This window comes from Bacillus sp. FSL W7-1360, from assembly GCF_038592975.1.
Taxonomy (GTDB): Bacteria; Bacillota; Bacilli; order Bacillales; family Bacillaceae_D; genus Shouchella; species Shouchella lonarensis.
The window spans coordinates 390,701-409,718 of sequence record NZ_CP151950.1; the positions used below are offsets into that span (position 1 = coordinate 390,701).

Below are 19,018 nucleotides of genomic sequence, written 5' to 3' on the forward strand. Positions count from 1 at the left end.
GAGCGAATTGAATGATTAAAAAAATACTAATCGCAAACCGCGGCGAGGTTGCTTGTCGCATTATCCGTACGTGTAAGAAAATGGCGATCAAAACGGTCGCAGTTTATTCAGAGGCTGATAAAGACGCATTGCATACGAAACTGGCAGACGAGGCCTACCATATCGGTGGTGCCCGCGTTCATGAAAGCTATTTAAATCAAACACGAATCATTGAAGTCGCAAAAGAATCTGGAGCCGATGCGGTTCATCCTGGATATGGATTGTTGTCTGAACAAGCGGACTTTGCGACGTTATGTACCGTAGAGGGGCTCATTTTTATTGGACCGAATGCGACAACGATTGCGGCGATGGGAGATAAATTGCAGGCACGGGAAACGATGGTAAAAGCAGGTGTACCGGTTATCCCAGGCAGTAGCGCAGTGACAACAAAGGAAGAAGCGGTACAAGTTGCAGAAGAGATGGGTTATCCCGTCATGTTGAAAGCTGCTTCAGGTGGCGGCGGGATTGGCATTGAATTGTGTGAAGATGAGGAAGCGTGTGCACTTGCTTTTGAACGAACGCTCAAAAAGGCGCAAATGTTTTTTGGGGATGGTGCAATTTTCATCGAAAAATATATTGTGCGTCCTCGCCACATTGAAATGCAAATTGTTGCCGACCAAGCTGGAAATGTCGTTATTTTAGGGGAGCGAGATTGCTCAATTCAACGTCGGCATCAAAAAGTCGTTGAAGAAGCACCTTCACCATTTTTGACAAATGAGACGCGGGAAAAAATGATTGCGATGGCCAAGCAAGCAGCAACATTTATTGGCTATGAAAATGTTGGCACATTAGAATGTTTGGTTGCCGAAAATGGCGATTTTTACTTTTTAGAGATGAATACACGTTTACAAGTCGAGCATCCCGTAACAGAGGAGATTTTTGGGATTGACTTAGTGGAATGGCAAATTCGGATTGCCGCGGGAGAGGTATTGCCGTGGGCGCAAAAGGATTTGCAGCCGGAAGGGCATGCACTAGAAGTACGCATTTATGCTGAAGATCCGGTCAAATTTTTCCCATCTCCTGGAACGATTGCGACATTCAAACAGCCAGAAGCACCTGATATTCGCCACGAGTGTCCAGTCGGTGCAGGCAGTGTGATTACACCGTTCTATGACCCGATGATCGCGAAAATGATCGTCAAAAAGGCAACGCGAACAGAGGCTTGCGAAGCGATGGCTGAGGCGTTAGCCGCATATGATATTACAGGCATAAAAACGAATATCCCACTTTTAAAAGAGATTGTTGCTCATCCCATCTTTTGTGCAGGAGAGGCAACGACATCTTTTTTAAATACACACGCAAAAGATTTTGTGTTAGAGAAAAAGACATCTCCGTCTGAATCGTAAATGAGGCGGTAGGTATACTGGGGGTTGAACAACGTGATGAGTGCAATTCAATCGACGATGGCAGGGAATGTATGGAAAATAACTGTGTCCGTTGGAGATGAAGTAAAAGTTGGACAGGAAGTAGCCATTTTGGAATCGATGAAAATGGAAATCCCAATTGAGGCGCAAACGGCTGGAAAAGTGAAGACCATTTTAAAACCAGAGGGGGAGTTTGTGAATGAAGGAGACGACCTCATTGAGCTTGAATGATTTGTTAAAGCAAGGCCCATTAATTACGGCAGTAGAAGATCACTGTGCATGGTTGTATTTCAATCGACCGGAAGCGGCGAACGCATTATCGTTAAAATTATTAAAGGCATTGAAAGCGCAATGTGAAAAGATCAAAGAAGATCGTGACATCCGTGTTGTCGTCCTTACGGCTGCAACGGGGAAAGTGTTTTGTGCGGGCGCAGATTTAAAAGAACGGGCGGCAATGACAGAAGAAGAGGCCATAGAGACGGTCAAATTGATTGGTGAAACTGTCGAAGCGCTCGCGTCTTTGCCGCAGCCGGTCATTGTTGCGGCGGCTGGTCATGCTTTTGGGGGTGGATTGGAATTATGCCTTGCTGGTGATGTGCGGCTCTTCGCGAAGGACGCGCAATATGGGTTAACAGAAACGAGGTTAGCAATCATTCCTGGCGCAGGAGGGACACAACGCTTGCCCCGGCTCATTGGTCCAGGGAAAGCGAAAGAATTGATTTACACAGGAAGGCGTATTTCTGGCGCAGAAGCGTACGCGATTGGGTTATGTGAGCATGCCGTGCCAGTAGAAGAAATGGCAACCGCTGCCCGAGCACTTGCAATAGAAATGGCGCAAAGTGGGCCGCTCGCATTGCAAGCAGCGAAGCAAGCGATCGACGCCAGCGCAGATTTACCGCTAGCTGAGGGGTTACGACGTGAGCACGAGGCATACCAAACGATTTTACACACGAATGATCGGCTTGAAGGGCTTGCCGCGTTTAAAGAGAAAAGACAGCCGATATATAAGGGCAACTGAGGGAGGCATTGACATGACGGTTGAACAAATGCGCAATGAGAAGAAGAAACAAATTGAGCAAGGTGGGAAAGCACATTACCATGAGCAAAATGCGGAAAAAGGGAAGCTGTTTGTGCGGGAGCGTTTGCGCCTTCTTTTAGATGACGATTTGACATGTGAGGACGGCTTGTTTGCCAATAGTGAAGCAGAAGGTTTACCAGCTGACGGGGTTGTTTGTGGTATGGGGACAATTGGTGGGAAGCCTGTTTGCGTGATGGCCAATGATTCAACCGTAAAAGCGGGCTCGTGGGGTGCGCGCACGGTTGAAAAAATCATTCGCATTCAAGAAACAGCGGAAAAATTGCATGTGCCCATGCTTTATTTGGTCGATTCAGCTGGGGCGCGTATTACCGATCAAGTTGAAATGTTCCCAGGACGGCGCGGGGCTGGAAAAATTTTTCATAACCAAGTAAAGTTGTCTGGCAGAGTCCCGCAAGTATGCATTTTATTTGGTCCATCCGCGGCAGGAGGCGCGTACATCCCGGCATTCTGTGATGTTGTCATTATGGTTGATGGCAATGCGTCAATGTATTTAGGTTCACCGCGAATGGCGCAAATGGTCATTGGTGAAAATGTGACCCTAGAAGAAATGGGCGGCGCGTCGATGCATTGTAGTGTGTCTGGATGCGGAGATATTTTAGCGGCGAATGAACAAGAAGCAATTGAAAAAGCACGTGCTTATTTGCGCTATATGCCAAAAAGCTACGAAGAACAGCCAGCGCGCGAGACACCACGTCCACCAGCGGAATTACCAGGAACGATTGAATCACTCATTCCAGCCAATCAAAACGCACCGTTTAATATGTATGATTTTCTAGACAGACTCGTCGATGAAGAAAGCTTTTTTGAAATAAAAGCGTTATTTGCCCCAGAGCTCATTACGGGGTTTGCCCATTTAGATGGTCGGGTCATCGGTATTGTTGCCAACCAACCGAAAGCAAAGGGTGGCGTGTTGTTTCATGACTCGGCTGATAAAGCAGCACGTTTTATTACGCTCTGCGATGCGTATCATATCCCGTTATTATTTTTAGCGGATATTCCCGGGTTTATGATCGGAACGAAAGTCGAACGCGCCGGGATTATTCGTCACGGGGCGAAGATGATTTCAGCGATGGCAGAAGCAACAGTACCAAAAATTTCGGTTGTTGTGCGCAAAGCGTATGGTGCAGGACTATATGCGATGGCAGGTCCGGCTTTTGATCCAGACTGTTGTCTCGCGTTACCACAAGCGCAAATTGCAGTGATGGGACCGGAAGCCGCAGTGAATGCCGTCTATGCGAAAAAGATTGCAGAGCTCCCAGAGGCTGAGCGGGCAGTTTTCATTGCTGAGAAACGTGAAGAATATAAAGCCGATATTGATGTGTATCGTTTGGCATCTGAACTCGTTATTGATGGGATTGTCAATGGCAATGACTTGCGCGCGGAGTTGATCAATCGTTTTCGTTTATATGAGCATAAAAATGTCACATTTACTGAGCGGAAGCACCCTGTTTATCCGGTGTGATGACATTCCAGCGGACAGAAAGGAGGTTGTGTATCATGTGGCAACCGACAAAAGCACAAATAGAAAAGACGCGCTTATATCAGTGGATGAAGCGACTAGGTTATATAAATGATGAAGACTTTCACCGTGCTTCAATAGAAAATCCAGACTGGTTTTGGCATGAAGTGGTGCGTACACTTGGGGTTGTGTGGCAAAAACCGTATACAAGTGTATTAAATATGGACGATGGCATCGCTTTCCCAAAATGGTTCCAAGATGGGACGCTTAATATTGTTGATAGTGCAGTGACGAAATGGACAGAAGACCCGCATATGCGCACGAAAAAAGCACTCGCTTGGGAAGGGGAGTGTGGGGCGACGATCGACATGACGTATCAAGCGCTTGCGGACAATGTCGAGAAACTTGCGGCAGGATTAAGCGCAAGAGGGATGAAAAAAGGAGATATTGCTGGGGTGCTCATGCCGATGACACCGGAAGTGGTCGTAATTATGCTTGCGTGTGCAAAGCTCGGCGTCATCACAACACCGATTTTTTCTGGCTATGGGGAAGAGGCGATTGCGACACGATTGAACGCATGTGAGGCAAGTGTGCTTTTTACCGCCGATGGTTTTTACCGCCGTGGCAACATCATTTCACTAAAAGAAACAGCAGACGCGGCGGCACAGTCTGTCCCTTCTCTAAAACAAATGATTGTGACAAAACGCGTTGGACAGTCAATTGATTGGGTAGAAGGGCGTGATGTGTCATATGACGATTGTTTATCTGTGGAGAGACATGTAGCTACAGTAGCGATGAAAACAGACGAGCCACTCATGTTACTCTATACATCAGGAACGACAGGGCGCCCAAAAGCAGCTGTCCATACGCATAGTGGTTTTCCGATCAAAGCCGCATTTGATGCAGGTATATGTATGGATGTTGGCCGTGAAGATGCTTTGTTTTGGTATACTGATATGGGTTGGATGATGGGACCGTTTTTATTGTATGGCGCACTGCTCAATGGCGCAACGCTTGTTCTTTATGATGGGACACCTGACTATCCGCAAAAAACACGGCTATTTGATGTGGCAAAGAAGCATCAAGCGACGCACGTTGGGGTATCGCCTACGCTTATTCGGTCTTTAATGCCACACAAGGAAGCGGTGCCTAGCGACCCCCTTGAACATGTTCGCGTGTTTGCGTCGACCGGAGAGCCGTGGAATGATGATCCATGGTTATGGTTGTATGAAAAAATTGGACGAAAACGCATTCCGATTTTTAATTACAGTGGCGGCACGGAAATTGGCGGTGGGATTTTAGGTAATGTACTGACGAAACCAATTGGCGTATCGACATTTAACTGTGCCCTTCCTGGCATGGCTGCAGCGGTGTATGATCAAACGGGGCAAGCGGTTGAACATGCAGTCGGTGAGCTCGTATTGACGGCACCATGGGTCGGTATGACGGCCGGCTTTTGGCAAGAGCGTGAGCGTTATTTGCAGACGTATTGGCAGAGATTTGAGCATGTGTGGGTACATGGCGACTCGGTGTTGTATGAAAGCGGTGAGTGGCGTATTACGGGACGTTCAGATGATGTCTTAACCATTGCTGGTAAACGGGTCGGACCAGCTGAAATAGAAACGGTGTTGGTCAGTCATTGTGATGTGATTGAGGCAGCGGTGATTGGTGTAAATGATGATGTAAAAGGAGAGGCAGCACTTGCTTTTGTTGTCGTAAAAGATCATGTCGTCTTAGATGAAGAATTGATGCAAGTATTACAAACGTTAGTTGAGGTAAAGCTTGGAAAATCTTTACGATTCCGCGCGTGTTACGCAGTGAAGGCTTTGCCAAAGACGCGCAATGGTAAGGTGATGCGCCGTTTGTTGAAAAAAACTTTTCTCGGCGAGGATGTAGGCGACTTGTCAGCATTGGAAAATCATGATAGCTTGCACACCATTCGTGCATTACGCCACCCGTTGTAAAAGGGTGGTTTTTTTATGTATCTAAAATTTTTTTGTCATGATACATAAAATGTATTGCGTTGAGACATTCTATTTTCACATAGGGAGGTGAGATGATATGCAACATCAAAACAACTTGGTTGTACCTGGAGTACAACAAGCACTTGATCAAATGAAGTACGAAATTGCTTCTGAATTTGGTGTCAATCTTGGTCCAGATTCAACTTCTCGTGCGAACGGATCTGTTGGCGGTGAAATTACAAAGCGCCTTGTTCAAATGGGAGCTGGGAAACATTTCTAATTAGGATTCACAAAAATAATAAGCATTGCTTAAAGGGGAAGGCGACGGTCGTCGCCTTCTTACTTTTTAATCACGGATACGTCTTTCATCTTCAGGATTAAAGAAATGTGCTTTGTTCATATCAAGAGCAAGTTCTAGTACGTCACCGCTTTGGACATGGGTACGCGCATTGATGCGGGCGATAAACGACTGTCCAGCAATGTCAGAGTACAACATACTTTCAGCACCAGTGAGCTCAACGACACTAATCGGTGCTGAAATTAATGTGTTCGGGCTTGCCGAAATAAATAGTGGTTCTTCATGAATATCTTCAGGGCGAATGCCTAAAACGATGTCACCATGATCAAAACCTTTTTTACGCAAAAGCGACCGTTTTCCTTCTGGAATTTGGATACGTGTTTCACCAATGACGAAATCAGCCCCATCCAAACGTCCATGCAGGAAGTTCATTGCTGGGGAGCCAATAAATCCACCAACAAACATATTTTCTGGGTGATCATATACATCTTTTGGAGAACCAATTTGTTGCACAATGCCGTCTTTCATGACGACAATACGACTCGCCATCGTCATTGCTTCCGTTTGGTCGTGTGTCACATAAATTGTTGTTGCTTGTAAGCGTTGATGTAATTTAATAATTTCTGCACGCATTTGTACGCGCAATTTTGCATCTAAGTTGGATAAAGGCTCGTCCATCAGAAAGACTTTTGGATCACGAACGATCGCGCGTCCTAACGCAACGCGTTGTCGTTGTCCGCCTGACATCGCTTTCGGTTTGCGATCGAGCATGTGCTCAAGCCCTAAAATATTTGCGGCTTTTTTAATACGTTGGTCAATTTCAGACTGACTAAATTTACGCAGCTTCAAGCCGAATGCCATATTGTCATAGACGTTCATATGTGGATATAAGGCATAGTTTTGAAAGACCATCGCAATATCGCGGTCTTTTGGTGCAACTTCATTCATACGTTTCCCGTCGATGATGAGGTCGCCTTTTGAAATCTCTTCTAGCCCAGCAATCATTCGCAATGTTGTTGATTTCCCGCACCCTGATGGGCCAACAAAAACGATAAACTCTTTATCCTCAATAGTTAAATTGAAGTCGGTAACGGCGCTTACATTGCCCTCATAAATTTTATGAATATGTTTTAATTGAATCGATGCCATGATTATACCTCCATCATTTTCATGTACGTATGTTGTATGCGGTTTCAACTTAATTGTACGAGAATTTACAGCTCTTTGGCTATTGTCAAGCTGCACAAAAAGAACGAGTATCACTTGGGCAGATAGACAATGGCTACACGTTTTGTCCCTGAAGGAGGAAATAGGTAATGGCAGCGTGAGGGAAGCGCCTTAAGTCTAGTCCAGTACGATTCATAAATTTGTTCAGACGGTATTGTAAACTATTTCGGTGTAAATGAAGTGCACTCGCTGCTTTTGAGATGTTCATATGATGGTTAAGATAAACGATAATAGCGCGGAGAAGTTCTTGATCCGTGAGTATTGGTGCTGGCAAAAAGTATCTCTTCACCTTCGCAAATTGTGTCGGTGTGATCGTTTGCGTCAGCCATGATATAGCAGTTTCCGCAGCGCATAAGACGTTCTTCTCCGGATGAATATTGTGGGCAAATGAAAACAATTGCTTCGAAAAGTGCAGCGCGTCATGGACATCTTTTATTGGTAACGGCATGCCTTTTAATAAAGCAACATTTGTATAAAAGTCACTTTGAAGGAGTGTTGCGAGCGCTTCAAGGTCGACATCATCTTCTAATGGTTGCACTGCATAGATGAATAGACCTTCTGTCGTACTTTCCCATATGATTGCTGTGTTATGGGGGAAAATATGATGCACAGCTTCTCTGAAGCTTGAGAGATCCATGGGCGCTGTAGTTAATTTGAAGTAAACAGGGATATATGTTTGATGAGGATCAGGATGAGGCGCTTGCTGCTCACGTAAACAGTGAAACCATTTTTTCTCAATCGCTGTTTTTGGTATCATACTTTCGTTAACCTCTGTGAATACGTGCGCAAGGAGCAGTTGCTCTCTTGCCGTGAGTTTCGTTCGATTGAGATGGATGACAGTGCATGTGTGAGGGTCTTGTAAAGACCAGCGGGTGGCTTTATTTTCTCCATTTTGCCAATGAGCATGACTAAAAGCATGTTTAATGTCGTCAATCATTTGATTCATCCTTTTTAAATGCAGTATTCATTGAAAAACAAGCTGGCATATGCAGCTTGTTTTATGACTTAGCGGGTGGTTCTTCTTCTTTTAACGAGAGAGATTCCTCAATGAGCCCACCTGAGTGCGGATCAATACGTCCACCGCTTAAGCCTTCGTTAATGTAACGGTCGACGTCCATTTCATAGCACGCGCGACCATCACAGTCTTCTTTTGTTTGTTTCCGCTTCAACGTTTATCCCTTCTTTCGTGAGAACGAGTGATCTAATTGTATGACTCGCCTGTCTCATTTAGGATGGGGAGGATGATTCGGTTTTATGCATCGCAGGTTGGTGTTCAGATTCATATACATGATAAAGCATTAAATCGTGAATGGCCTCTTTTAACATAGGCTCTTCTTTTTTAGGGGGTGTTTGCCATGTAATATCTCCATTGTAATGGTACGTACCGGCAATAAATTGTTGTTTATAATAGCATTTAAAGGCCCAAGATTTTTTACGACCAATAGTTGATAAGGGTTTATATTCAAAGTGGACGAGCATATGAATTCCTCCAGTCGTGATGAAAAGCTGTTTTTAGTGTAACATAGATGGAGTCATATGTGATGATGACATGCATGTGTAATGTGAATAAAAGGAGGGAGCTTGCTACGATTGAAAATGTAGTAAGCGTTGAGCGTGAATGTAATTGTATTAATTTTATTTATGGCAACTGTAGGTGCGCTCGTTGGTGCGGCGACCAATTTACTTGCCATTCGGATGTTATTTAGACCTTATCGTGCGTACAAAATCGGGCGTTATCAAGTCCCTTTTACCCCAGGTTTATTACCGAAGCGTCAGCAAGAATTGTCTGTACAGCTCGGTCGGATTGTCGGACAGCATTTATTAACAGCAGAAGGGATCGAAAAGCAGCTTGGAGCGAGTCCGTTTGTCAAAGAAATGACGACATGGACGCAGGAAACTGTGCGTGCGTGGTTACAACGTGAGGAAAGTGTGGCATACTTTTTTCAAAAATGGTTTCAGATCGATGTGCGACGAGAACGATTGACGTCTTTGTCTAAAAAATGGCTCGAAACAAAGTTGACGACATTTTTGGAGGAAAATAAAGATAGACCAGTTGAAGCACTGCTACCTCCAGCGTTAGCACAACAAGTGACAGACTGGTTACCAAAGGCAGTCCATCTGTTTCTAGAAAAAGGGCAACAGTATATTGAGAGTGCAGAGGGGCAGAAAGCCATTTCAAGTATGGTTGAGCGTTTTATAGAAACGAAAGGGAAATTGGGAAGTATGGTTTCGATGTTTATCTCGCGGGAGAAATTAGTCGATATGCTGACACCAGAAATCAAACGCTTGCTGGCGGATGAGCGTACAAAAGAAATGGCGGAGCGCTTTTTACAACAAGAGTGGGAAAAATTTCAAACGCGCCCGTTACAGTCGTTTGAGTTGACAGCATATGTCTCCCCAATATCAGAAAAAGTGATCCTCACATTCGAAGGAGAAGTACCTTTGTTAGATTGGTTAGATGCACCGTTATATACATGGACATCTGCATATGAAAACAATGTTGTTGATGAGTGGGTACCGAATGTGGTACAGCAAGTGCTTGTTTACATACAAGGTCAAGTCAAATCACTGCTACAGAAGTTAAGAATAGAAGAGATCATTCAAGTCCAAGTGGCGTCATTGTCAATGCCGCATCTTGAGAAGTTAATTCTTGCGGTAACAAAGCAGGAACTACGAATGATTACGTATTTTGGTGGTCTAATTGGTGCGGTTGTTGGTTGTTTACAAGCCCTCATTGTCCAGTTTTTGTATTAAAGACATCGCTCAGACTGTATCTTCTGCACAAAACATGTTATAGTCGGTAAGACTGATTTTTGAGGAGCTGATAACATGTCAAAGATATATGACAAGGCACACGAGTTAAAGCAAGCACTAGCAGAAGACGCCGCATTTGTACAACTACAAGATTTACACAAACAAATTGCTGCTGATGATATTGCGCGGAAGATGTTCGATAATTTCCGGAAGTTACAGATGTCATTACAACAAAAGCAAATGCAAGGGATGGACATCTCACCTGAAGAGGCTGAGCAAGCACAAAAGCAGTTTGAGCTCGTTTCACAACATACGCTCATTTCAAAGTTGATGGAAACAGAGCAACAGATGAGCATGATCATTGCAGATGTGAACAAAATTATTACAGAACCGTTAGAAGAGATTCATGGACATTTAGCAGAAGAAGACGAATAACACCATGCGTAGATGAGGCCGGTCACAAAAGTGTGACGGGTCTTTTTTTAGCATCCGAGCGGTTCTACTTACTTGTCTTCTCACATACACCTAAAACAAGCACAAGCTATCTAAGAGGAGGGAACATCACGTGAAGACTTATAAGTTACTCGCAGTAAATATTGATGGTGTATTAGTAGGACCAGATGAGAAGATAAAAAGACGAACAAAGGATGCCATGAACTATTTAAAAAGGAAAGGCGTTAAAATCGTGTTAATGACGTCTAAGCCTTATACTTATGCGAGGAAAGTGGCAAAAGCATTAAAAATGGAATGTATGATTATTGCCCATGGTGGTGCTCTCATTTCCGATACGGAAAAAAAGGAATGGTTCGATCGTTCACTGCATATTGAAGTTGCATTAGATGCGTGTCATGTATTGGAACGGTTTCATGGCGATATTCGCCTCATGTATGATGATCATGCCGTTGCGAGTAAAGACAATCAAAAACAAACATTGCTTGCCCGCATATCGCTTACCTCTCCGGGCGATTACATTGTGTATCCGACGACCTATGTTGATTCTTTATATGAGCAAGTTTTAAAGGAAGGGAAAGGTCCACTTAACTTTACGCTTCGCTTTGAAAATGAATCGGATGCACGCTATGCTCGGGATATACTGGCAGAAGAGGTAGGGGACTTAGATATTGCGCGCACATCAGAGGGAAGCATGATGATACTCGGTCAAGGGGCCGCAAAAGGGCGCGCGTTGCAATGGTTGCTTCGTAGAGAAAATATCGCCGCGGAAGAATCCGTTGTCATTGGAATGGGGGATGACGATCTAGAAGTTGTCGAGCACGCCGGACTCGGTGTTGCAATGGGGAACGCTAGTCCAGCGGTACAACAACAAGCAAGTTGGGTAACGCGTACTGCAGAGGAGGATGGATTTGCTTATATGGTACATGAAGTGTTCCGAAAGCAATTTTCATTGTCAAATAGAGGCGCATTTACACAAAAAAGCGAACGTCTTTAAGGAGGTTCGCTTTAACGTGCGAATAGCAACAGTTTACCGCTACGTGTGAGACGGTGGGTCCGTTCCAATGCATCATTTTTTGCTAACATGTCTTTAGCCAATGCCATGGCTTCTATATCCGATGTCGCATCAAAACGCTCATTGAGGAGTGATGCACCATCCTTTGCGAAAGCTGTTAAAAAATAAACCATGATCATATCACCTTCCTGGTAGCGGTTTCATGTATGTTTGCTGAGGAGCAATCTTTTTTTACAGTATAACATGAGTGGCTATGTCATTCACCTATTTTTTTTTCAAGAATAGAATGGTTAGAGAGGAAGGAGGGAATGAGAATGACCGATGAACATAAGCAATCGCTCATGTCATTAGGACAACAGTATACAAATTATCCAGTGAAATTAACGATGGGAGACGGGCAAGAATTTGAATCCATTATCGAATATGTTGATGAAAATTATTTGTATGTCATGTATCCCGTGGATGAACATGATCAGCCACTTCTTTTGTCTCAAATAGAAGGATATGAGGCAACACAAAACCGGCAATTTGGTTATGGTTATCCTTATTACGGCTATCCACCTCATCGTCCTCGTCCATACGGTTGGCGGCGCTGGATATTACCATTAACAGCGTTGGCGGCAATTGTATTGCTGTAAATATGGTTTCAGGGCTTCTTCATCGGAAGTCCTTTTCTTATTTTTCTTGCTAAAATTTCGGCAAAAAGATAAAAAAGTATGGGAGTGTGGCATAATATTGCATAAAATCGCCCATAATTTCGTTTTTTACATTAAATGATGTAAAATGGGTTTAAACCATCGAGTAAGAGGAGGAAATAAAAGGTGGAACAATATCAAATATATTTAGTTGAAGACGAAGAAAACTTAGCTGAAGTGCTTAAGACGTATTTACAAAAAGAAGGTTGGCAAGTAACCGTATTTACGAATGGACATGACGCCATGCAAGCTGTAAATGATGAACCGCATTTATGGGTTTTAGATATTATGTTGCCTGGGAGAGATGGCTATCAAGTATTAAAGGCCATTAAGCAACGCGCGGATACACCCGTGATTTTCATTTCGGCACGCGATCAAGATTTAGATCGTGTTCTTGGATTAGAGATGGGGAGCGATGATTACTTGGCAAAGCCATTCTTGCCACAAGAGCTCATCATTCGGGCGAAGAAATTGTTGAATCGTGTGTATGGGACAAGCGTGTTAGAAGTGAACAACATGTTGCTCAGTGGCTATAACATCGATCCTGTGAGTCGTGTCATTGTGGACAAGGAAAATGAAGATGAAGTCATTGAAATGACAACAAAAGAGATGGATGTCACATTGTTGCTAATATCAGAGATCGGCAAAGCTTTTTCACGTGAATTCATTTTGAAGAAGGTATGGGACCGAAAATATATAGGCTCAGCGCGTGCAGTTGACGATGTTGTCCGTCGTGTCCGTAAAAAAATGCCACGATTGCATGTAGAAACATTGTACGGTTATGGATACCGTGTTTTGCGTTCATGATCAAAATGAATTTGACGCGCCGCATTTGGCTCGCGTTCGTCTCGCTCATTGTACTCGTCACGTTGTCAATTATGATTGTGTATCCATTATCGATTAGAGGAACGATGACGGAAGAAACGTATCGCATGATTGAAAATCATATTCAAATGCGTCTGAATGATGAGGTCGATTATTCCTCTAGGCTTGCACCATGGGAACATGGTTTTCATCAAGCGTCAGAAGGAAAAGGAATGATTAGCTACTTCTTGATGCGGTTGCCAGAGGGCAAGGCGAGAATTGACGACACACAAGACCCCATTATTACGAAAATGATGGAGAATGCGGCAAACCAAAAAAAAGAGCGTCAACGTTATGAAATGACGTTTGATGGACAAACATTGTTTTATGTCATGCAGGAGTTAAAGCATGAAGTGTATATTGTCTCGTTTATGTGGGATACCTATCGCGACGAGATGGTTGATCGTCTTTGGGAACGGTTGCTCTATTTAGTCCTTTTAACAAGTGTTCTTAGTTTATTGCCAGCGATATGGTTAAAGCACTATTTAAAACAACCGCTCGCGTTGCTCGGTCACCGACTTGAACAAATTGCAAATCGTAACTGGCAAGAAGCTTTACACTGGGAAGGTGATCCCGACTTTGAACGATTGTCGTTTCAATTTGAAAAAATGAGGAAGAATTTGAACCGGTATGATCGTTCACAAAAGACGTTCATTCAACATGCGTCACATGAACTAAAGACACCTATTATGGTTATTAAAAGTTATGCTGCTTCTGTTAAAGATGGCATGATGCCAAAGGATAGCTTAGAGCAAACAATGGACGTCATTACTGAAGAGGCAAATCGGATGGAACGTCGTGTCATTGATATGTTGTATTATACAAAGCTTGACCAAATGCAACAAGAACAGTTGCAAGTACAAACATTTTTGTTTGGACAACTGGCTTACCAAATTGAGGAGCGTTTTCGTTACCAACGTGACGATGTGACGATTCATGTTGGTGGTGCAGATGTTGTGCTTCAGGCTGATTTAGAGCAATGTGAAGTATTACTGGAGAATTTAGTAGAAAATGGTCTTCGTTATGCCACAGGTCATTTATCGATTCGCGCAATTGATCGTTCAGAGACGGTTGATTTGATTGTTGAAAATCAAGGTGAACCGATTGACGACGATTTGACGAAGTTGTTCCAGCCGTTTTATAAAGGGAATAAAGGAAAGTTCGGTTTAGGGCTAGCGATTGTCAAACAAATTGCGACGCTTCATCACGGGACAGCTCAAGTGGAAAATACAGAAGACGGCGTTCGATTCACCATTTCAATTCCTAAACAGTCCTCAACACAACAAGTACCGGCGGAAAAGAAAAAGAAAAAAGAGCGTAGACGAGGAAAGGGTAACGTAGAAAAAAAGTGACATCATGGTAAAAATAAATAGGCCGGATGCAGGATCATACCTGCACCCGGTCTATTTATAATATGTCTGCTGGTGTTTTTTGAAAGGCTGGTTTGTAAAAACGGCGTTGTTCAAGTGCCATCACTCTTTCTGAAAATTGGCCTGGTTCAATGTTCACGAGTGCATCGTTCATCATCGTAATCCTCGCATCGAATTGATCAATAAGGTGAAGGACTTCTGCTTCACGAATCATCGGTGATTTAGGGCTCCCCCACTCCCCTTTCCCATGATGACTGAGGACGAGATGTTGTAACGCGACAACCTCTTCCCCGTCTATGTGTAATTCCTTTGCTGTCTCAGCAATTTCAGCAGCAATAATGGAAATATGACCAATCAATGTTCCTTCTACCGTATATGTTGTATCAATGGCCCCAGATAGTTCTCTTACTTTGCCAAGGTCATGCAAAATGACACCTGCATAAAGCAAGTCTTGATCTATATCTGGATAGAGGTTAACAATGCTTTTAGCAAGGTTTAACATAGAGACAACGTGATAAGCGAGACCAGACATAAATTCATGATGGTTTCTTGTTGCTGCAGGTGACTCTAAAAATGCTTGCTCGTGTTTTTTGATTAATGCCCTTGTTAATCGTTGAAGATTGGGGTTACGAATGTCAAAAATAAATTCATTAATGACCGCAAGCATATCGTCTTTTTGTAACGGAGCAGTACGAATAAGGTCCTCAATTTTCACATGATCATCTGCAGTCACTTGGCGGATGCTGCTAATTTTTAATTGTAGACGTCCACGGTAATCAATGACTTCTCCTCGAACATGTACCATTGTTTTATTACAAAATGTGGTTTCATCTTTTTCGTTAATGCCCCATAGCTTTGCCTCTATTTCGCCAGTTTGGTCTCCTAGTATGAGGGTAAGGAAAGGTTTATGATTACTAGCAATTTGTTTTGTGGCGGTTTTGATGAGTAAGTAGTGGTCAATAGGGGTACCTGCGCGTGCATGCTGAATGCCTTTTTTCATAATTTCACCTCTTGAATGACGGAGTTGTTTTTCAGTATATCATAGCTAGGCGTATGCGTGTCTTTTAATTTCACTAGATGGTCGTTCTACTTCTGCCGGACAAGTCATAGGGTAGCTATATAAGGAATGAAAACATCGGCATAGTCGTCGTTATCCTTATTACACAAGGAGATCAAATATAGTTGGAGGGATGATTGGAAGATGAAGTCAAATCAAATGAGTCAAATGATTGCCTTAGTGTCCGTAGTTGCTTTAGTGATTGCGTTCCTTCTCACACAAACATCACTAGGTACCTTTATTGTCCAAAGTCCGTGGTGGGTATATGCTGTGCTTGCAGGCGTTTTCGTTAGTGGGTATATGTGGCTGAAAACGATGAGGGAAGAGAACGAAGTAGAACAGGAAAGCATTGAACAGGAAGGGCAAGTGTACATGGAACGACTCGAGGAAGCGCGCGGGAAAAAAGCGCGACAAGAGTGACTCATGATATGAAAGAAGCAGGTGATCCATGGTGGTCACCTGTTTTTTATAGGTAAGAATGAAGTTACTCGTCTTTTTTATCTTCGTCTTTCTTTTCATCCTTTTTCTCTTCATCCTTTTTCTCTTCATCTTTCTTCTCTTCATCTTTTTTATCTGTATCTTCTTTGCTTTCTTCAGCGTCAGCTGGTGGTGTAGCTTCTTCAGGAACAGTTGTCATTTGATCAAGAAATTCTTTCAAGTCGTCATCATGAAGCTTGACCTTATATTTCTCAATCAGTTCTTTGATGACTGTTTGAATCGGTTTACCGTTTTCTTCAATGAATTTCTTTTCGATTGCATCACGATTCGCCTCAAATGTATCGAGACGCTCGGTCACTTCGATGATGTGAAAACCATGATCAGATTTTACTGGTTCGCTAATTTTACCTACTTCTAAATCAAAAGCCGCATCACTAAACTCAGGAACCATTTCCGAACGGTTAAATTCACCAAGGTTTCCATTTTCTTGTTTAGACATTTCATCTGTAGAGTACTCTTGAACAGCTTCGTCAAATTCTTTCCCATCGTTTATTTCATCAATGACCTTTTTGGCTGTGTCTTCATCTTCCACCAAAATATGACGTGCTGCAACGCGCTCGTATTGCTCTTTGTTTTCATTGAATTCTTTTTCTAATACTTCATCAGATAGATCAAGACCTTCTGCTTGCAGGTGTTTTAGTGCAATGTTAGGGATGACAAAGCGGTCTTTCACATCGTCAAGTGTTTTCAGGTTTTCCGGACCGTCTTTAAGCAACTCAAGTAATTTCTCATCTGATTCAATTTGATTTGCTTTTTTCCACTCTTCAAAACCAGCGTCAATTTCTTCTTTTGAAATGTCTAAGTCTTTGCTTGCACGCAATGGCAAGTCAGTGTAAAGGGCTTGAGAGATACTGCCTTGAACGAGTTGGAGTTGTTGGTTATTTTTCGCTTCCTCGTAAAGGCTATCTTTTGTAATGACATTTTCACCATCAATGGTTAGAACGGTGTCACTTGCATCGTTATTGCACGCAGTGAAAAGGGTTAAGCTCGCAATGCCTAAAGCAGTGAGTAACGTTTTCTTCATGCAGCACACTCCTCAAATAAGATCAAAATCATTTTTACGCACACCATAGAACAGGCTTTCTTGTATGTGCATAAGTTTTACTATAGCACAAATGTACTTTGAGAACAATGATCATGTATAGGTGAAAAATTAGGGCAAACGCCCAGTACTTATCTCTTCGTGCTGCATAGGATATGGTAACAAAGCACAGGGGGGTGTTCATATGTCTGGATACCAAGGTGGGCTTGCATTAATCCTTGTTATATTCATTTTACTAGTTATTATTGGAGTGGTGGTTTTTTAGGCAGGCGCACTTCCTGTTGCTTTTGTGAAAAAATGAAAGAAATAATCAAAGGAGGATGACACTCGTGAGTTATGCTGCTGGTGCTTCTTATAATGGATTTGCTTTACTTGTAGTTTTGTTTATCTTACTTGTGATTATTGGAGCTTCTTGGATTTGCTAATCTCAAGTGTATGCTGCCCAAGTAGTTTGGGCAGCATGATACATAGCCTTCCGGAAGTCTGAGATGAGAGGCCGGAGATCGGAATCGTAAGAGCCAGAGGTTAGAGAAGGGTTATCAGCGTAGATAATCCTTCTTATTTGATTTTTAGTCATAAAATTGTGTACGCTGGGAGTAGGAATCAGGAGAGCCGGGGTCATCTGACTTCTGGCGACGGAGTTCTGACTGTTGGAGAGGGTGGTTTGTTTGGCATCACGTCGTCAGAAAAAGCAAAGCGGACGTTTTTATCAGTATGGATTTTACGTTGTGTGTACCATCTTAGTCGTCATTACGGTGACAGTCATCTTTTTTTTCAGCCGTCTATTTGCGGCACAGGAGTGGCGCCTTCCGTCCAGTGAGCATGAGTCAGAAACTGTCGTAGATATGACATTCACTCGGGAAGAAGTGAATAGGCTTCTTGGTCATTTGATGAAACAAGACGGGGACATGCATGTTCAATTTGTATTGACGGACGAGGATGTTCGTTTTTACGGGAAAATTGATACAGTCGTTTCAACCATTGATATCGCCATGACATTTACGCCAGAAGTCCAAACGGATGGTTCTTTATTGCTGCGGGCACATACACTTTCAGCCGGTCAATTATCATTATCACCTGAATATGCGCTGCGCATGTTTATGGCTACGGGGGAATGGCCAGATTGGCTTGAAATATTGCCAGAAGAAGAGGCGCTCGTGTTGCATTTACAAAACATTGAGGCACTTTTTCCATATGGTGTGTATGTGAAAGAGATTGATTTGCCGGGAGACCGTGTGGAACTGTCCATTCAGAAAGCAATGGACGAGCAATAAGAAGAACGGGAGCATTGACGGAAAGGGCGTCATTGCTCCCGTTTTTTGTGTGGAAAACTGATTACGGTTTGTCAGTGATGTGTGCACGGATGGCTGTTGCGTAAGTTTTTAAAGCATCAAAGTCAGGTGTGGTCGTTTGCGTATGCCAAAGCGGTCCATACAAACCACTTTCTTCATAGCGTGGCAGGAGGTGTAAGTGGTAATGGAAAACACTTTGTCCTGCCTTCTCGCCGTTGTTATTTAATACATTCATTCCTTGCACTTGAAAGGTTTCCTTTAATGCCGTCGCGATCTTAGGAACAACGGAAAAAAGCTTTGCCGCGCTGTCCGCCGGTAGTGTGTAAATATTTTCATGGTGTGCTTTTGGTATGACGAGTGTGTGTCCCTTCGTTACTTGTGAAATATCAAAAAAGGCAAGGGTGTCGTCGTCTTCATAAATTTTTGTGGCAGGGACAGTTCCTTCAACAATTTTACAAAAAATACAGTCTGTATGCATGCCGCTCACCTCGGTCACTTTATTTTCTCTAGTGTACCTGTTCCGTACCGGTG

The 19,018-nt window shown here is 43.2% G+C and carries 23 protein-coding genes; 15 read left to right on the plus strand and 8 right to left on the minus strand.

Going from position 1 to position 19,018, the window contains the following annotated elements:
• Positions 1–11: 11 nt before the first annotated feature.
• From NSQ26_RS01930 to NSQ26_RS01955, 6 genes are all read left to right on the plus strand, one after another.
• Entirely contained in the window at positions 12–1,385 is a 1,374-nt protein-coding gene (locus tag NSQ26_RS01930; RefSeq protein ID WP_499718957.1) for an acetyl-CoA carboxylase biotin carboxylase subunit, read from the plus strand.
• Positions 1,386–1,421: 36 nt separating this feature from the next.
• Positions 1,422–1,634 (plus strand): acetyl-CoA carboxylase biotin carboxyl carrier protein subunit, encoded by a 213-nt coding sequence (locus NSQ26_RS01935; protein WP_090775826.1) that lies wholly within the window; start codon positions 1,422–1,424, stop codon positions 1,632–1,634.
• Positions 1,603–2,421 (plus strand): enoyl-CoA hydratase-related protein, encoded by an 819-nt coding sequence (locus NSQ26_RS01940; protein WP_499718958.1) that lies wholly within the window; start codon positions 1,603–1,605, stop codon positions 2,419–2,421. Before NSQ26_RS01935 ends, NSQ26_RS01940 begins: the two co-directional genes overlap by 32 nt.
• Positions 2,422–2,434: 13 nt before the next feature.
• A complete protein-coding gene (locus tag NSQ26_RS01945; RefSeq protein ID WP_499718959.1) occupies positions 2,435–3,964 on the plus strand; it encodes an acyl-CoA carboxylase subunit beta in 1,530 nt (509 codons plus the stop codon).
• Between the two features lie 35 nt (positions 3,965–3,999).
• A complete protein-coding gene (locus tag NSQ26_RS01950; RefSeq protein WP_499718960.1) occupies positions 4,000–5,925 on the plus strand; it encodes an AMP-binding protein in 1,926 nt (641 codons plus the stop codon).
• A gap of 97 nt (positions 5,926–6,022) precedes the next feature.
• Positions 6,023–6,205 carry an alpha/beta-type small acid-soluble spore protein gene (locus NSQ26_RS01955; RefSeq protein ID WP_090775732.1) on the plus strand — a complete coding sequence of 61 codons (183 nt, stop codon included), beginning with the start codon at positions 6,023–6,025 and terminating at the stop codon, positions 6,203–6,205.
• Between the two features lie 66 nt (positions 6,206–6,271).
• Here NSQ26_RS01955 and NSQ26_RS01960 read toward each other — a convergent pair whose 3' ends face one another.
• The 4 genes from NSQ26_RS01960 to NSQ26_RS01975 form a co-directional block, all read right to left on the minus strand.
• Positions 6,272–7,372, minus strand: coding sequence for an ABC transporter ATP-binding protein (locus NSQ26_RS01960; RefSeq protein ID WP_090775731.1), 1,101 nt, complete (start codon positions 7,370–7,372; stop codon positions 6,272–6,274).
• 133 nt (positions 7,373–7,505) lie between these two features.
• On the minus strand, positions 7,506–8,387 hold the full coding sequence (locus NSQ26_RS01965; RefSeq protein WP_499718961.1) for a PucR family transcriptional regulator: 882 nt from the start codon (positions 8,385–8,387) through the stop codon (positions 7,506–7,508).
• Between the two features lie 61 nt (positions 8,388–8,448).
• Positions 8,449–8,619, minus strand: a complete 171-nt coding sequence (locus NSQ26_RS01970; protein WP_499718962.1) for a hypothetical protein — start codon at positions 8,617–8,619, stop codon at positions 8,449–8,451.
• 58 nt (positions 8,620–8,677) lie between these two features.
• Entirely contained in the window at positions 8,678–8,929 is a 252-nt protein-coding gene (locus NSQ26_RS01975) for a DUF5342 family protein (RefSeq protein ID WP_090775729.1), read from the minus strand.
• A gap of 135 nt (positions 8,930–9,064) precedes the next feature.
• Between NSQ26_RS01975 and NSQ26_RS01980 the strand changes: the two genes are divergently transcribed.
• From NSQ26_RS01980 to NSQ26_RS01990, 3 genes are all read left to right on the plus strand, one after another.
• Positions 9,065–10,204, plus strand: coding sequence for a DUF445 domain-containing protein (locus NSQ26_RS01980; RefSeq protein WP_499718963.1), 1,140 nt, complete (start codon positions 9,065–9,067; stop codon positions 10,202–10,204).
• 75 nt (positions 10,205–10,279) lie between these two features.
• Positions 10,280–10,639: a YlbF/YmcA family competence regulator gene (locus tag NSQ26_RS01985; protein WP_499718964.1), complete on the plus strand. Its 360-nt coding sequence runs from the start codon at positions 10,280–10,282 to the stop codon at positions 10,637–10,639.
• A gap of 130 nt (positions 10,640–10,769) precedes the next feature.
• Positions 10,770–11,651 carry an HAD family hydrolase gene (locus tag NSQ26_RS01990; protein ID WP_499718965.1) on the plus strand — a complete coding sequence of 294 codons (882 nt, stop codon included), beginning with the start codon at positions 10,770–10,772 and terminating at the stop codon, positions 11,649–11,651.
• Between the two features lie 11 nt (positions 11,652–11,662).
• Here NSQ26_RS01990 and NSQ26_RS01995 read toward each other — a convergent pair whose 3' ends face one another.
• A complete protein-coding gene (locus tag NSQ26_RS01995; RefSeq protein WP_090775725.1) occupies positions 11,663–11,842 on the minus strand; it encodes a YhzD family protein in 180 nt (59 codons plus the stop codon).
• Between the two features lie 141 nt (positions 11,843–11,983).
• On the opposite strand from NSQ26_RS01995, the gene NSQ26_RS02000 reads away from it, so the two are divergent.
• From NSQ26_RS02000 to NSQ26_RS02010, 3 genes are all read left to right on the plus strand, one after another.
• Positions 11,984–12,307: a hypothetical protein gene (locus NSQ26_RS02000; RefSeq protein WP_090775724.1), complete on the plus strand. Its 324-nt coding sequence runs from the start codon at positions 11,984–11,986 to the stop codon at positions 12,305–12,307.
• 183 nt (positions 12,308–12,490) lie between these two features.
• On the plus strand, positions 12,491–13,171 hold the full coding sequence (locus tag NSQ26_RS02005) for a response regulator transcription factor (protein WP_090775723.1): 681 nt from the start codon (positions 12,491–12,493) through the stop codon (positions 13,169–13,171).
• Positions 13,168–14,580: a sensor histidine kinase gene (locus NSQ26_RS02010; RefSeq protein WP_499718966.1), complete on the plus strand. Its 1,413-nt coding sequence runs from the start codon at positions 13,168–13,170 to the stop codon at positions 14,578–14,580. Before NSQ26_RS02005 ends, NSQ26_RS02010 begins: the two co-directional genes overlap by 4 nt.
• Before the next feature lie 55 nt (positions 14,581–14,635).
• Here the strand turns inward: NSQ26_RS02010 and yhaM are convergent, their stop codons facing one another.
• Entirely contained in the window at positions 14,636–15,598 is a 963-nt protein-coding gene (yhaM, locus tag NSQ26_RS02015; protein WP_499718967.1) for a 3'-5' exoribonuclease YhaM, read from the minus strand.
• 201 nt (positions 15,599–15,799) lie between these two features.
• Here yhaM and NSQ26_RS02020 point away from each other — a divergent pair, with 201 nt between their 5' ends.
• On the plus strand, positions 15,800–16,075 hold the full coding sequence (locus NSQ26_RS02020; protein WP_090775720.1) for a sporulation YhaL family protein: 276 nt from the start codon (positions 15,800–15,802) through the stop codon (positions 16,073–16,075).
• 64 nt (positions 16,076–16,139) lie between these two features.
• On the opposite strand, the gene NSQ26_RS02025 is transcribed toward NSQ26_RS02020, so the two are convergent.
• On the minus strand, positions 16,140–17,177 hold the full coding sequence (locus tag NSQ26_RS02025; RefSeq protein WP_499718968.1) for a foldase protein PrsA: 1,038 nt from the start codon (positions 17,175–17,177) through the stop codon (positions 16,140–16,142).
• Between the two features lie 347 nt (positions 17,178–17,524).
• Between NSQ26_RS02025 and NSQ26_RS02030 the strand changes: the two genes are divergently transcribed.
• Together NSQ26_RS02030 and NSQ26_RS02035 are read left to right on the plus strand one after the other, a co-directional pair.
• Positions 17,525–17,620 (plus strand): YjcZ family sporulation protein, encoded by a 96-nt coding sequence (locus tag NSQ26_RS02030; protein WP_499718969.1) that lies wholly within the window; start codon positions 17,525–17,527, stop codon positions 17,618–17,620.
• 243 nt (positions 17,621–17,863) lie between these two features.
• The gene (locus tag NSQ26_RS02035; protein ID WP_499718970.1) at positions 17,864–18,469 is read left to right on the plus strand and encodes a YpmS family protein; all 606 of its coding nucleotides are present in this window, start codon (positions 17,864–17,866) and stop codon (positions 18,467–18,469) included.
• Positions 18,470–18,530: 61 nt separating this feature from the next.
• Here the strand turns inward: NSQ26_RS02035 and NSQ26_RS02040 are convergent, their stop codons facing one another.
• A complete protein-coding gene (locus NSQ26_RS02040; RefSeq protein ID WP_499718971.1) occupies positions 18,531–18,983 on the minus strand; it encodes an HIT family protein in 453 nt (150 codons plus the stop codon).
• Between the last annotated feature and the right edge of the window lie 35 nt (positions 18,984–19,018).